Below are 14,053 nucleotides of genomic sequence, written 5' to 3'. Positions count from 1 at the left end.
ATGCTGGGCTACGTGATCCGCCGCATCCTCATCATGATCCCGACGCTGCTGGCGATCAGCGTCATCACCTTCGTCATCATCCAGCTTCCCCCCGGCGACTATCTGACCACGCTGGTCAACGAGATGCAGAGCCGGGGCGAGAGCATGGACCAGGGCCGGCTGGCCATGCTGCGCGAGACCTACGGGCTCGACCGGCCGATGTACGAGCAGTACGCGCTGTGGCTGGCCGGCATGCTGCGCGGCGACTTCGGCTATTCCTTCGAATACAATCTGCCGGTATCGGACGTCGTGGGCGACCGGCTGTCGCTGACCGCCATCGTGTCCTTCGCGACCATCCTGTTCATCTGGGTGGTGTCTTTCCCCATCGGCATCTATTCGGCGACTCGGCAGTACAGCCTGGGCGACTACGTCCTGACCTTCCTCGGCTTCCTGGGGCTGGCGACGCCGAGCTTCCTGCTGGCGCTGGTGATGCTGTATTTCGCCAACGTGTGGTTCGGCACCTCGATCGGCGGGCTGATGGACCCGCGCTACATCGGCCAGCCCTGGAGCTGGGGCAAGGCGATGAGCGTGTTCGAGCACATGTGGATTCCGGTGATCGTCATCGGCACCGCCGGCACCGCCGCGATGATCCGCCGCCTGCGCGCCAACCTGCTGGACGAGCTGCACAAGCCCTACGTCGTCACCGCGCGGGCCAAGGGCCTGCCGCCGGGCCGGGCGCTGGTGAAGTATCCGCTGCGCGTGGCGCTGAACCCCTTCGTGTCCGACATCGGCAACCTGCTGCCGCAGGTCGTCTCCGGCGCCGCCATCGTGTCGGTGGTGATGTCGCTGCCGACGACGGGGCCGATGCTGCTCCAGGCGCTGCGCAGCCAGGACATGTATCTGGCCGGGTCCTTCCTGATGTTCCTGGCGGTGCTGACGGTGATCGGGGTCTTCCTGTCCGATCTGGCGCTGGCCGCGCTCGACCCACGAATCCGCCTGAGCGGAGGAGCCAGCCGATGAGCGCCCTTCCGACCCAGACGCCCCTGCCCCACACCGTCGACACCGCCCCCTGGGACCCGGACGAGGTCGAGCGGCTGTCGCCGGAGCAGGAGCGCTTCACCACCGCCTCGCAATGGCGAATGGTCTGGTGGAAGCTGCGGCGGCACAAGCTGGCGGTGGCGTCGGGAATCGTGCTGCTTCTGCTCTACGCCTCGACCCTGGTCAGCGAGGTCCTGGCCCCCTACGCGGTGGACAGCCGCAATTCCCACTTCATCCACGCCCCGCCGCAGGCCGTGCACCTGTTCCACGAGGGGCAATTCGTCGGCCCCTTCGTCTACGGCTACACCTACCGCCTGGACATGGAGATCCTGAAGCGGGACTACACGCCCGACCCGGCGAAGGTGCAGCCGATCCGCTTCCTCTGCCGCGGCGACCGCTACGAGTTCTGGGGGCTGGTGGAGAGCGACTGGCACCTCGCCTGCCCGGCGGAGGGCGGGACGCTGTTCCTCATGGGCACCGACCGGCTGGGGCGCGATCTGCTGTCGCGGATGATCTACGGGACGCGCATCTCGCTGACCATCGGGCTGATCGGGGTCGCGGTCAGCTTCGTGCTGGGGATCGTGATCGGCGGCATCGCCGGCTATTACGGCGGCTGGGTGGACAACCTGATCCAGCGGCTGATCGAGATCATCCGCTCCTTCCCCGAGCTGCCGTTGTGGATGGCCCTGTCCGCCGCCCTACCCGTCACCTGGAACCCGATCTTCATCTATTTCGGGATCACGGTGATCCTCGGCCTTCTGGAATGGACGGGCCTCGCCCGCGCCGTGCGGTCGAAGCTGCTGGCCCTGCGCGAGGAGGACTTCACCACCGCCGCCCAGCTGATGGGCGCCAGCCCGGCGCGCATCATCGGGCGGCATCTGCTGCCCAGCTTCATGAGCCACCTGATCGCCTCGGCGACGCTGGCCATCCCCGGCATGATCCTGGGCGAGACGGCGCTGAGCTTCCTCGGCCTCGGCCTGCGCCCGCCGATCACCAGCTGGGGGGTGCTGCTGACCGAGGCGCAGAACATCAACGTGGTGGCGCTGTACCCCTGGTTGATGCTGCCGGTGCTGCCGGTGATCGTGACCGTGCTGAGCTTCAACTTCCTCGGCGACGGCCTGCGGGACGCGGCGGACCCGTACCGCTAGCCCTCAGGGCTTCTTCTTCGCCGCCGCCTCCGGCTGCTCCTTGAGGGAGGCCAGCACCATGCGCACGCGGGCGAGGTCGCCGTCGCCGCCCTTCGCCGGGGCGGAGGCGGGCGCGGCCTTGGCCGGGGGGCGCTTCGACGGGGTGGGCTCCGCCGCCGCGACCTGCGTCCGCGGGGCGGCGGGAGTGGGCTTCATGGCGACCGCCGTGCCCGACGACGCCTTCGCGGGGGTCGCCCTGGCCTCCAGGATGCGGGGGTCGCCGCCCTTCGGGCTCCAGGTGCGGACCGGGCCGGTGTCCACATGGACGTGGCCGGTGTGGGGGTAGAGCGCGTAGCCGCCGCGCTGCAGGGCCGCGGCCTCGTCGGCGAGGCGGCGGGGCGGGACGCCGGGGATGGCAATGTCGGCCGCCTGCCCGCGCAGGTGATAGCTGTTTTCCGCCACGTTCGGGTTGCTGCGGGCCAGCGTGACGTTGGTCAGCGGCGAGCGGTAGCCCGAGGTGATGTGGACCGGCGTGTCGGCGCCGACGCCGCAGCGGTCCCGCAGGTCGGCGAGAAGCTCGACCAGGGTCGGATCGACGGGCACCGTTTCGCCGGTGCGGCGGTCGCGGAACAGGCTGGCGATGCGGTCCAGAGCTTGAGGATCATAGCCGTCGGCGCGGCGGTAGGTGACGCTGACCGTCTCGCCGCTGGCGGGATGGTGCAGGACGATCGAGCGGGGTCCGCCATCGAACGAGGCCTGGGGAGTCGGAGTGGAAGCGCAGCCGGCGAGCGTTCCGCCGGCGAGCAGGCCCAGCAACGATAAGCGCAGAAGATGCCGCATGCGTCTCCCCAGAGTTCTCTCTGCGGTTGCAGGCGGTTTTCATACCATAATTGTCACACGATCCGGCAGTGACAACGGGCCACGGGACGCGAACGGAGGCTTGGCCGTGTCCTCGGCGCATCACTGTCCAACGGGATAGGTGTCACGTCAGAGGGGAAGGGCCATGCCTTCGCGGGCGACCAGCGTTCCGGGGCGCCGGGCCTCGGCGGCGGCGGCGATGACGTCCAGGTCGGCGTCGGTGCGCCGGGGGTCGTGATGGAAGATGACCGCGCGCTTCACCCCCGCCTCGTCGGCGATGCGCAGGCACTCCTCCCATGTCGAATGCCCCCAGCCGACGCGGGCGGCGTATTCGGCGTCGGTGTAGGTGCAGTCGTAGATCAGCAGGTCGCTGCCGCGCACCAGCTCCATCACGGCGGGGTCGCGCCCGTCGGCGGGGTGCTCGGTGTCGGTCACGTAGCACAGGCTGCGGCCTGCGAACTCCACGCGGTAGCCGGTGGCCCCGTCCGGGTGGTTCAGCGGGGCGGTGCGCACGGTGACGCCCGGCTTCACCGCCAGCGTCTCGCCGCTGACGAAATCGTGGAAGGTGCAGTCGGCCCGGAAGATCTCCACCGGGACCGGGAACAGCGGCGCCGACATCATGCATTCCAGGACGGAGCGCATCGTCCGCTCCCGCTCCAGATGGCCGGCCCTGATCCGCACGCGGCTGGCCGCGTCGAAGGCCGGCGCGAAGAAGGGCAGGCCGCAGATGTGGTCGAGATGGCTGTGGGTCAGCAGCAGATCGAGGTCCACCGGCTCCCCCTGGCGCATCAGCGCCTCGCCCAGCGGGCGCAGGCCGGTGCCAGCATCGAGAACCAGAAGCGCGTCCCCGCAGCGCAGCTCGACGCAGGGGGTGTTGCCGCCGTAGCGGACCGTGTCCGGTCCTGGGGAAGCGATGCTGCCGCGCACGCCCCAGAAGCGGACGGTGAAGTCCGGCGGGGTGTCGGGCGCACCGGAACAGGCGTCGGAAACGGTTCGTGCCGTCATGGTACCGACAATTTGGCGGTAGGACCCTCGCGAGTCGAGTGAAAAGGTTGTTTCACGAAACGACCCTCCGGCTCGTCCATAAGCCGGTCCGCCGGCCGATCCGCCTCGATGGAAGGGGAAACGACACGAGACCGGGTTAGGAGGAAAAGGCGTGCCGCACCGCCGAGATGCGGAGATGCCCAATCCAATAAGATGTGGTAGTTTGCGCCCGTTCGCTCATCGACGCGAAAAATCGCCTCCGGACCCCGACCCCTCGGATGGACCCAGACAAACTCGCCAAAGTCCTCGCCATGGCCGAGTCGGAGCATCAGGGTGAGGCCCAGTCCGCTCTGCGCGCCGCGCGCATCATGCTGTCGAGGGCCGGCCTGTCGTTCCGCGATCTTGCCCGCGGCGCCCGTCCGCTGTCCGCCACCCCGGAACCGCCGCCCGCCGCCAGCGCCCCGCCGCCCGACCGTCCGCCACCCCCCGACCAGCTCGTCCAGGGCTTGCGCCGCCAAGTGCGCGATCTGGAGTTGGAGGTCGCCGGGCTGAAGCGGCAGCTTGAAAAGAGCAACGGCGACATGGAGCGCCAACGGGAGGAGGCCGACCGCTGGCGCGGCCTCGCCCGCGAGACCGCCGAAAAGCTCTGGGATCTCGGCAAGGCGCTGGAGCGCAAGCACAGCCATCACACCAGTCTGGACAAGCGCCGCGCCATCCTCGATCTGCTGCAGGACCCCGGCAGCGCCCTGCTGGCCGATCACGAGATCGCGCGGCGGGTCGGCACCTCGACCAAACTGGTCGCCCATTGGCGCCGCCGCCTGGCCATCGTTGGGCGGAAGATCCGCCTGCTGCCCGTGGTGCCGCGCGGCCGTGGCCTGTGGGGCGGCGGACGTCCGGCCGGTCCGGCCCGCGGCGGCGCGGCCCTGGAGAACAAGCGCCAGCGCTGGATGGGCTATCCGGTCGCCGTCACCATCTCGGACCGGTCAGGACCGCCCGGCAAGCGGCCCTGACACGGCGTTCCCGTTTCAGTTGGACGAGCCGTTCCCATCGGTCGTCGTGCTGCCCATGTCCGCCGGTGCCTGCGCGCTGGGCGAGCGATCCGTCACCGCGACGCGCCAGACCGTGTTCGACAGGTCGTCCGCGACGATCAGGGCGCCCTTCGGGTCCACCGTGACGCCGACCGGCCGGCCGTAGGTCTTGCCGTCCTCGCCCATGAAGCCGGTCACGACCTCGACCGGGGAGCCGGAGGGGGCTCCGTCGCGGAAGGGGACGAAAATCACCTTGTAGCCGCTGGGCACGCTGCGGTTCCAGCTGCCATGCTCGCCGACGAACACGCCTTCGGCGAAGCGCTCGCCCATCACCGGCGAGGAGAAGGCGACGCCGAGGGCCGCGACGTGCGATCCCAGGCTGTAGTCCGGCTTGATCGCCGCGGCGACCATCTCGGGCTTCTGCGGCTGGGCGCGCGGGTCGACGTTCTGGCCCCAATAGCTGTAGGGCCATCCGTAGAAGCCGCCCTCGCGGACCGAGGTCAGGTAATCGGGGACGAGGTTGGGGCCAAGCTCGTCGCGCTCGTTCACCACCGCCCACAGCGTGCCCGTTCCCGGCTGGACGGCCAGCGCGGTTGGGTTGCGCAGGCCGGTGGCGTAGGGCCGGTGCGCGCCGGTTTGGGCATCGATCTCCCAGACCATCGCGCGGTCGGCCTCGGCGGGCATTCCGCGTTCCGTGATGTTGCTGTTGGAGCCGATGCCGACATAGAGGAACCGCCCGTCCGTGCTGGCGGCCAGCGACTTGGTCCAGTGATGGTTGATGTAGGAGGGCAGGTCGGTGACCTTCTCCGGCGGCCCCTCGGCGCGGGTCTGCCCCTCGCGGTAGGGGAAACGCACCAGCGCGTCCTGGTTCGCGACGTAGATCTGGCCATTCACGAAGGCCAGCCCGTAGGGCGCGTTCAGATGGTCGGCAAAGACCGTGCGCTCCTCGTACCGGCCGTCGCCGTCGGCGTCGCGCAGCAGGGTGATGCGGTTGCCGCTGGGGACCGGGGTCGTTCCCTTGGCCTTGATGATGCCGGCGATGAAGTCCTTGGGCCGCAGCGGCGGAGCCGAGCCGCCCCGGCCTTCGGCGACCAGGATGTCGCCGTTGGGAAGGACCAGGGTCTGACGCGGGATGCCGAGGTCGGTGGCGATCGCCGTGACGGTGAAACCCTCCGGCACGGTCGGTTTGTGGTCGCCCCAGGAAGCGGGATTGGCGATCTTCATGCTGGGCAGCAGACCGTACTGCTGCTCCGGCAGAGGCGGGTTGGCGCCATAGACGGGCGGCGACGGGTTGTCGTCGCAGGCGGCCAGCAGAACGACGATCCCCGCCGCGGCCAGCAGGCTGGAGCGTTTCATCGCGTCTCTCCCATGCGGGCGCCAATGCGGAGGCTGGAGAAGCCGAACCAAGTCGCCAAGGCGGCGGTCACGGCGACGGCCGCCGACAGGATCAGGCCGTCCGGCATGATTCCCCAGGCGTCCCGTGCGTGCACGAAGGCGTTGACGAGGCCGAGCGCGAAGGTGATGAGCAGCAGGACGAAATAGACGAGCCCGCGGCCACGGCGCCGGCCGGCGCGGAACAGATCGATGAAGGCCCAGAGGAGCGAAAAGCCGGCGAAAACCATGCCGCCGGCGATCAGCCAGGCGGCGAAGTTGCTCCACTGGATCTCGAAGCTCCTGGAATAGGCCATGTCGCAGAGCAGGCCCCCCAGGAACAGCGGAAGGGAGGCCGCGAGCAGCACCGCGTGCAGGGGATGGATGGCCCTTGCCGGTCTGCCGTGATCGACGATGGCTACCAAGACGTTATCTCCTTGCCCGACTGGGGTCCGTGCCGCGGCGGCCCGGAAATCAATCTTTTCAATGGGCAGGGATGAGGATGGTTCCGCGCCGCAGCAGACCGGCGATCATGGCACCAGCCGGTAGCCTCCGGGCTCCGTAACCAGGATTTCGGCGTTGGACGGATCGCGCTCGATCTTCTGGCGCAGGCGATAGACGTGGGTTTCCAGCGTGTGGGTGGTCACCCCGGCGTTGTAGCCCCACACCTCGCCCAGCAGCGTCTCCCGCCCGATGACCGCGCCGCCGGCCCGGTACAGGTATTTCAGGATCGCCGTTTCCTTCTCGGTCAGGCGGATCTTGCGGGCGCCGCCATCCGCCAGCAGCAGCTTGCCCGCCGGGCGGAAGCTGTAGGGGCCGATGGCGAAGACGGCGTCCTCGCTCTGCTCGTGGGCGCGGAGCTGGGCGCGCAGCCGGGCCAGCAGGACCCCCATGCGGAAGGGCTTGGTGACATAGTCGCTGGCCCCGGAATCGAGTCCGAGGATGGTGTCGGCGTCGGACGCCGCCGCGGTCAGCATGATGACCGGGCAGCGCACCCCCTCGCGCCGCAGCAGGCGGCACAGGTCGCGCCCGTCCATGTCCGGCAGCCCCACGTCGAGCAGGATGGCGGCGAAACCGCCCTCCCGCGCCACGGCCAGGGCCGAGGCGCCGTCCCCGGCCTCCACCGTCTCGAATTCCTCCAGAAGCTGGAGCTGCTCGGCGAGGGACTGCCGGAGGGCGGTGTCGTCGTCGATCAGAAGGATGCGTTTCGCAAGCGTCATGCGGGGGCGTTCACCGGTGTCTCCGGCCGCGGAACTTATCATGGCCCGCGCAGGATTGCCCTAGCCTTATCGGAAGGGTCTCCCGTGCGGATCGTCAGGCGTCCCACAGGCTGTCCAGCCGGGCCGCCCCGGCGGCGTCCGGGGAAAGGACGACCGCCGTCTCCGGGGCGAGGCCAAGGTCCGCCACCGCCCGCGCCGACGCCGCGTCCGGCACCGCGACGGCGCGCATCAGCGCCAGCGCGCCCTGCTCCAGATGGCGGTGGGCGACGGCGGCCCCCTCCGTCAGGCCGGGCTCCCGCCAGAGCAGCCGTTCCACCAGCGCAACGAGCCTCAGGCGCCGGCTGTCCATCGCCAGGGCGGCGGCGAGGCCGGGCAGGGCACCGCCGTCCACCAGCACCCGCGCGCCGTCCGGCAGGCGCGACAGCGCGATGTCCGCCGCCAGCACCGCCGAGGGGTCGAGCCACGGGTAGTCGCCCGGCAGGGCATGCCGCAAGACCTTTTGCCCCTGCGCCTCCAGCGCCAGCGCCATGCGCTCCGCGTAGCCGTCCGGCGCCCGGTTGGCGGGAAAGAGGACGTGCAGGGCCGGCTGGTCCGCCATGGCGATGGGGCTCGCGTGCAAGGGAGGGAAGGAGAGGGGCGGCGAGCATAGCGCAACGCGGTTTCGCCCGCATCGGTGGCGGTTTGCGCCATCGTTGCACCCCCGGCAACGGTGTGGCGCGCGGGATTTGCTGGACAGGGGTGCGCCACCTGCGCTTTGCTTCCGGCGCTCTCCGACCCATGTCGGGATCTTTCGCCCTTCGGGGCGCAGCACGCGAAGCCTCCGTTATGTACGCCGACGCCCCTTCCGACTCCGCCCCGCCCGAAGCCGTCCTGCCGATGGACGAAGCCGCCATGCGCGCGGTGGACCGGGCGACGGCCGCCCTGCGCCGGGGCGAGGCCGTCGCCATCGAGACCGCCGACGGCAGCGTCGGCGCCGCGGTGTCGGTGGAATCCGTGGCGATCGACGCCGTGCAGCGGCTGGTGCAGCTGACCGGCGCCTCGCCGGTCCTGGCCGTCACCCGCCGCCGCGCCACGGTGCTGAAGCTGATGGGCGAGGGGACGGGCGTCGTCGCCCTGTCGCTTCCCCGCTGCCTGACCGCGGACGAGGCCCACGCGCTGGCCGACCCCGAACACCGCCCGGATGGGGCGATGCCGGAGGGGCTGACCGCCACGGCCATGGACCCCGGTTCGCGGGAAACCGCGGCGGTGGACCTCGCCCGGCTGGCGCGTCTGCTGCCGGCGGCCATCGTCGCCCCGGCCACCGGCCACACCGGCAGCGCCGCGGAATGGGCGGCGAAGCACGACCTGCTGCTGGTCCGCGCCCGCGACATCGCCGATTACCGCGTCCATGTGGTGCGCACGCTGCGCCGGGTGGCCGAGGCGCGCGTCCCGCTGTCCGGCGCCGAGAACACCAGCATCGCCGCCTTCCGCCCCATCGACGGCGGGCCGGAGCATCTGGCGATCATCGTCGGCAACCCGGTGGAGGGCGAGCCGGTGCTGGCCCGCCTGCATTCGGAATGCTTCACCGGCGACCTTCTGGGCAGTTTGCGCTGCGACTGCGGCCAGCAGCTGCGCGGCGCCATCGCCGAGATCGCCCGGCAGGGCAGCGGCGTCCTGCTCTATCTGGCGCAGGAGGGGCGGGGGATCGGGCTCGTCAACAAGCTGCGCGCCTACCGCATCCAGGACCGCGGCTTCGACACGGTGGACGCCAACGAGATCCTGGGCTTCGAGGCCGACGAGCGGGTCTATCTGCCGGCGGCGGAAATGCTGCGGCAGTTGGGCTTCACCGCCGTGCGGCTGATGACCAACAACCCGGAGAAGCTGCGCCAACTCGCCCGCTGCGGGATCGAGGTGGTCGAGCGCGTTCCCCACATCTTCCCGTCCAACGGCCACAACGAAGGCTATCTGCGCACCAAGGCGGAGCGCAGCGGGCACATGTTCTGAGAATCGAGTCTTCAGGGGGCAGGAAACGCCTCCCGCCCGGCAGCTCTTGCCGGGGCGCGGCCCGGATCCGAGCCCGAACGCGCCCGAGGAGGCGGAATTTCAGCCCAAGAGGCTGGCACGCCGGTTGCTTAGGGTAGGGCTGGACACCGCGACGGGAGACCGCCCATGGCCATCGACGCCACCACCATCGACGCCGCCGCCGCTTCGCGGCCGGTGCAGCGCGAGCGGTCGCCGGCCCAAGCGACTCCCGCCCTCACGGTGATGGAAAGCCGGGACAGCCCCGACCGGTACGAGGCCGACGCCGAGATGTCCTTCGGCGACTTCCTGGACATCATCAACCCGCTTCAGCACATCCCCCTCGTCAACACCGTCTATCGTGAGGTCACCGGCGACACGATCAAGCCGTCGTCGAAGGTCATCGGCGGCATCCTGTTCGGCGGCCCGCTGGGCGGCATGGCGTCCATCGCCAACGCGGTGGTGGAACAGGCCCAGGGCAAGGACATCGGCGGACAGATCATGGCGTCGCTCGGCTTCGGCGGCGAGGAGGCCGGCCATGCGCCCGCCGGCACCGCCGGAGCCACCGCGGTCGCGGCCCTGCCGGACGCCATGGCCGGCACCTCGGCGCCGGCCATGGCCGCTGCGGCGCCGGCCGCCCAACCGGCCCGCACCGTCACGGCGGAGTTGCCGGACGCCAAGCGTTCCACCGCACCGTCGCATGGGGTTGGGGCGGCGGTGACCGGGTCCGGGCGCGATGGCCTGGCGGAGTCCGGCACGCCGCATCCCTCGCGCATGCCGGCGCGCGACACCCCGCTGGCGAGCAGCCTGATGGCCAAATACGCCGCCGCCAAGCCGCATCCCTCCACCATCGGTTTTGCCGCAACGGCGGCTCCCTCCGGCGCCAGGAAGACCACGGAGGCCCAGGCGCCCGCGGCCCAACCGGATGCCACGGCCGGAACCGGGGCCGCGAACGCGTCGCCCAACGCGCCAGCACAGGCGAACGCCGCCCCGGCAAAAGCCACCCCAACGGCCGCCAACAGCAACGCCTTCGCGCCCGTGACACCGGACATGCTGTCTGAGACGATGATGCGCAATCTGGCCAAGTACGAGCAGGGCCGGCGGGCCGCGCAGGCCCCGGCGCCCAGCCTGCGGGTGTCGGGCTGAGCGCGATGACCCCGGAAGCGGGTGAGGAAAGGGCGATGGAGATCACGGTTCGTCTTGAGAACCCGCCGGCCGAAGGTCGCCTCGACTGGCCGGGCGGTTCGTTCCGGTGCGTCCTGGGCCGCGGCGGCATCCGGTCCGACAAGCGGGAAGGCGACGGCGCCACCCCGGTCGGCCGCTTCGCGCTGCGCCGCGTGCTGTGGCGCGACGACCGGCTGGCGCGGCCCGAGACGGGCCTGCCGGTGTCTCCCATCTCACCCGAAGACGGCTGGTGCGACGACCCCGCGGACGCCGCCTACAACCGCCCGGTCAAACGCCCCTACGCCGCCAGTCACGAGGAGTTGTGGCGTGATGACCACGTCTACGACGTCATCGTGGTGATGGGACACAACGACGATCCGGTGGTGCCGGGACTGGGAAGCGCCGTGTTCATGCACGTGGCGCGGCCCGACCGCGTGCCCACGGCGGGCTGCGTCGCTTTGCCCCTGCCGGACCTGCTGCGGCTTCTCAAGGATTGCGCGCCGGGCACCACGCTGACCGTGGCGGACACCGCGGAATAGAGGTGCGGCCGAAACGCCGTTATCCGGCGGCGGGGTAGGCGCGCGCCCCGAAGATCGCCGTGCCGACCCGCACATGGGTGGCGCCGAAGCGGATCGCCGTCTCGTAATCGCCGCTCATCCCCATGCTGACCTCGGGCAGGCCGGCGCGGCGCGCCATGTCGGCGAGCAGGGCGAAATGCATCGCCGGTTCCTCGTCCACCGGCGGGATGCACATCAGGCCGGTCACCGGCAGGTTCCAGCTGTCCCGGCAGGCGGCCAGGAAGGCGTCCAGCTCCGCCGGCGGAATGCCGGCCTTCTGCGGCTCCTCGCCGGTGTTGACCTCGATCAGGCAGCGCGGGCGGCGCCCGCTGCGCGCCATCTCCTCGGCCAAGGCCTCGGCCAGCTTGGGCCGGTCCACCGTCTGGATCACGTCGAACAGGGCCACCGCGTCCTTGACCTTGTTGGTCTGGAGCGGACCGATCAGGTGCAGTTCCAAATCCGGAAAACGCTCGCGCAGAGCGGGGAACTTCGCCTTGGCCTCCTGCACGCGGTTCTCGCCGAAGACGCGCTGGCCGGCGGCCAGGGCCTCCTCCACCGCCTCGACCGGGTGGGTCTTGGAGACGGCGACCAGGGTCACCGCGCCGGGAGCGCGCCCGCTGGCGGCGCAGCCCTCCAGGATGGAGCGGCGGACAGTGTCCAGCCGGGCCGTGACGGTGCCGTCTGGTGTATGAGTGTGCGAAGCGGACATGCCGGTCCTCCCCCTTGTGCGGCCCCTTCTGCGGCGCCTGCCTGTACAGGGACCGGAGGGCGTGGTAACGGACGGACCGACGAAACGCAAGCACCCCGAGGAGAACACGGCATGCGTGGTTGGATGCGTCCCCTGATCCTGTCGGCGCTGATGCTGGGGGCCGCGCCGTTCACGGCCGGCAGCGCCCTTGCCCAAGGCACCGGAGCCCAGAATTCCGGCAAGCCCGCCCCTGGAAAGGAAGCCGCTGGAAAGGAGGCCCCGAAGAAGGTGGCGGGATCGGCCATCGCCCAGGTGTCTTTCTCCGACCAGCCTTTCCCGTTGCAGGACGACGGCACCTACAAGGAGTTCATGGGTGTGGCCGCCGCCGACATCAACCGGCGCTGCACCAAGCTGGAAAGCTATGGGTGGGAGTTCAAGAAGGGCGACGACGCCCGCCGCGACCAGATCCTGGATTCCACCTTGAGTGGCTTCCGCAAGGCCGGCTGGAAGATGGGGGAGGTGAAGGTCCGCAGCATCCGCGATCCGGGGACCACCGCCTACACCGCCGAAAAAGCCAAGAAGCGCCTGCTGGCCGTCTGGACGCCGATGGAGGACGCGGCGATCATGCTGCTTTGCGAAACCGAAGCCGCGCAAGCCACCAAGAAGTAAGGCCGATCACAGCCCGGCCCGGACCCACACCGGGGCCACACCCACGGGGCACACAAAGTCAAACGGAGGGGGATGGGTATCCGCCGCCGTTTTCGTCAGCTGTGCCGCAAAGCCGATCAGAAGGCCAGGCGGGTGTCGATCATGATGATGTGCGCACGGTCGTCGGGGCTGATGCCGCCATTGTCCACCGTCGACAGCTTCGAGTCGAGGTCGAGGTAGCTGTACTCCAGGCCCGTGGTCAGGCCGGGCGCGATGGTGTAGGTCACGCCGGCCTGATACAGTTCGGCCTTGACCGGGGCGACGAGGCCGGTGTTCGGGCTGGTGCCGTTCGAACGCGACTGCGAGTAGTTGGCGGCCAGGATGAACGGGCCGGCGGTGTACTGGGCGCCGACGATCCAGATGTCCTGCTTCTCCTTCACGGTCAGCGACTTGTCGTAGCCGCTCTCGCCGCTGTAGGCGTAGCTGCCGCCGATCTTGAAGTCACCGAAGCCGACGTTCAGGCCGACATGGTAGGAGTTGAGCTCCTCGAAGCGGGTGGCACCGGCGCCGGTGCCGTCATCGACCGCATCGCCGAACTGGTAGAAGGCGCTGGCACCGACGGTGAAACCACCGAACTCGTTGGTGTAGGTGCCGCCGACTTCCACGACGTCCTGGAAGCCGCCGTTGTCCTGGCGACGGTTGATCGAGGTGTGCGAGTCGCCCGTGCGCGGCGTGTAGGAGATGCCGCCCTGGATGCCCGCGAAGGTCGGAGTCAGGTAAATGACCTTGGTGCCGACGTCGCCCGACGCGAAGGCGCGGAAGTTGTTGGTGGTGGTCGGCAGCAGCGAGTAGGTCTGCGACCCGCCCAGGAACTCCACCGTGTTGTTGTCCGGGCCGCCGGCGATGCCTTCGACGTTCGGGCCGATGAGGCCGAACTCGTCCGACAGGCCGTTGATCGTGCCGGCCTGCAGGGTGCCGAAGCCGCTGTTCACGAAGATGAAGGCGCGGTCGGCGTCCATCGTGCGGACGTTGCCGGCGCCGTTGGCGGCGCGCATGCGGACGCGGCCGCCGTACTCCAGGCCGTTGTCGGCGGTGGCGACCGGCGTGACGGTCACGCGGAAGCGGTTGGCGAACTCCGTGGAGCGGGTGCCTTCGTCACGGTCCTGCTCGACATAGGCGCCCTGGAAGAAAGCGTCGCCGCCGATCTTGACCTCGAACTTGGTCTGGGCGGAAGCCATGCCGCTGCAGGCGATGATCGCGATGGCTGCGCAGCCCGTAACAAGAGAACGCTTCATTGATGGTCCATCCTTCTAGCAGGCTCCCAAGGAGACCGGAGCCGTGCGGTTGTGCTTCCCATCAATGACTAAGCCACCCGTTCGCTTACCCGGCAAGA

15 protein-coding genes are annotated in these 14,053 nt (G+C 69.9%); 7 read left to right on the top strand and 8 right to left on the bottom strand.

The annotated features are described in order from the left end of the window. Both H0B54_RS07435 and H0B54_RS07430 read left to right on the top strand, forming a co-directional pair. Entirely contained in the window at positions 1–999 is a 999-nt protein-coding gene (locus tag H0B54_RS07435; protein WP_119507538.1) for an ABC transporter permease, read from the top strand. Beyond that, positions 996–2,165, top strand: coding sequence for an ABC transporter permease (locus H0B54_RS07430; RefSeq protein WP_094301361.1), 1,170 nt, complete (start codon positions 996–998; stop codon positions 2,163–2,165). The genes H0B54_RS07435 and H0B54_RS07430 overlap by 4 nt, the downstream gene beginning before the upstream one ends. Before the next feature lie 3 nt (positions 2,166–2,168). Here the strand turns inward: H0B54_RS07430 and H0B54_RS07425 are convergent, their stop codons facing one another. Beyond that, positions 2,169–2,984: a YcbK family protein gene (locus H0B54_RS07425; protein ID WP_188259821.1), complete on the bottom strand. Its 816-nt coding sequence runs from the start codon at positions 2,982–2,984 to the stop codon at positions 2,169–2,171. 147 nt (positions 2,985–3,131) lie between these two features. Then, positions 3,132–4,007, bottom strand: coding sequence for an MBL fold metallo-hydrolase (locus H0B54_RS07420; protein WP_188259820.1), 876 nt, complete (start codon positions 4,005–4,007; stop codon positions 3,132–3,134). Between the two features lie 257 nt (positions 4,008–4,264). Between H0B54_RS07420 and H0B54_RS07415 the strand changes: the two genes are divergently transcribed. Then, complete coding sequence (locus H0B54_RS07415; RefSeq protein ID WP_246472392.1) at positions 4,265–4,996, top strand: hypothetical protein; 732 nt, start codon at positions 4,265–4,267, stop codon at positions 4,994–4,996. Positions 4,997–5,011: 15 nt separating this feature from the next. Here the strand turns inward: H0B54_RS07415 and H0B54_RS07410 are convergent, their stop codons facing one another. The 4 genes from H0B54_RS07410 to H0B54_RS30180 form a co-directional block, all read right to left on the bottom strand. Next, on the bottom strand, positions 5,012–6,370 hold the full coding sequence (locus tag H0B54_RS07410; protein ID WP_188259819.1) for a PQQ-dependent sugar dehydrogenase: 1,359 nt from the start codon (positions 6,368–6,370) through the stop codon (positions 5,012–5,014). Then, positions 6,367–6,810, bottom strand: a complete 444-nt coding sequence (locus tag H0B54_RS07405) for a DUF2231 domain-containing protein (RefSeq protein WP_211109239.1) — start codon at positions 6,808–6,810, stop codon at positions 6,367–6,369. The genes H0B54_RS07410 and H0B54_RS07405 overlap by 4 nt, the downstream gene beginning before the upstream one ends. A gap of 105 nt (positions 6,811–6,915) precedes the next feature. Further along, positions 6,916–7,605 (bottom strand): response regulator transcription factor, encoded by a 690-nt coding sequence (locus H0B54_RS07400; RefSeq protein WP_188259818.1) that lies wholly within the window; start codon positions 7,603–7,605, stop codon positions 6,916–6,918. A 94-nt stretch (positions 7,606–7,699) separates the two neighbouring features. Continuing rightward, positions 7,700–8,203: a glycosyl transferase gene (locus tag H0B54_RS30180; RefSeq protein ID WP_188259817.1), complete on the bottom strand. Its 504-nt coding sequence runs from the start codon at positions 8,201–8,203 to the stop codon at positions 7,700–7,702. 227 nt (positions 8,204–8,430) lie between these two features. Between H0B54_RS30180 and ribA the strand changes: the two genes are divergently transcribed. The 3 genes from ribA to H0B54_RS07380 all read left to right on the top strand — a co-directional run bounded on the left by ribA (position 8,431) and on the right by H0B54_RS07380 (position 11,306). Beyond that, positions 8,431–9,588, top strand: coding sequence for a GTP cyclohydrolase II (gene ribA, locus H0B54_RS07390; RefSeq protein WP_172428287.1), 1,158 nt, complete (start codon positions 8,431–8,433; stop codon positions 9,586–9,588). A 165-nt stretch (positions 9,589–9,753) separates the two neighbouring features. Continuing rightward, positions 9,754–10,749, top strand: coding sequence for a hypothetical protein (locus tag H0B54_RS07385; protein ID WP_188259816.1), 996 nt, complete (start codon positions 9,754–9,756; stop codon positions 10,747–10,749). A 35-nt stretch (positions 10,750–10,784) separates the two neighbouring features. Next, entirely contained in the window at positions 10,785–11,306 is a 522-nt protein-coding gene (locus H0B54_RS07380; RefSeq protein ID WP_188259815.1) for a L,D-transpeptidase family protein, read from the top strand. Positions 11,307–11,325: 19 nt separating this feature from the next. On the opposite strand, the gene H0B54_RS07375 is transcribed toward H0B54_RS07380, so the two are convergent. Beyond that, complete coding sequence (locus tag H0B54_RS07375; RefSeq protein ID WP_188259814.1) at positions 11,326–12,033, bottom strand: YggS family pyridoxal phosphate-dependent enzyme; 708 nt, start codon at positions 12,031–12,033, stop codon at positions 11,326–11,328. Between the two features lie 111 nt (positions 12,034–12,144). Between H0B54_RS07375 and H0B54_RS07370 the strand changes: the two genes are divergently transcribed. Further along, on the top strand, positions 12,145–12,681 hold the full coding sequence (locus H0B54_RS07370) for a hypothetical protein (RefSeq protein ID WP_188259813.1): 537 nt from the start codon (positions 12,145–12,147) through the stop codon (positions 12,679–12,681). A gap of 116 nt (positions 12,682–12,797) precedes the next feature. Here H0B54_RS07370 and H0B54_RS07365 read toward each other — a convergent pair whose 3' ends face one another. Then, positions 12,798–13,955, bottom strand: a complete 1,158-nt coding sequence (locus H0B54_RS07365) for a porin (protein ID WP_188259812.1) — start codon at positions 13,953–13,955, stop codon at positions 12,798–12,800. Positions 13,956–14,053 lie beyond the last annotated feature (98 nt).

This window comes from Azospirillum tabaci, assembly GCF_014596085.1.
Taxonomy (GTDB): domain Bacteria; phylum Pseudomonadota; class Alphaproteobacteria; order Azospirillales; family Azospirillaceae; genus Azospirillum; species Azospirillum tabaci.
The sequence above is the reverse complement of the archived record's forward strand: the minus strand, read 5'-3'. Positions and strand labels throughout refer to the sequence as shown.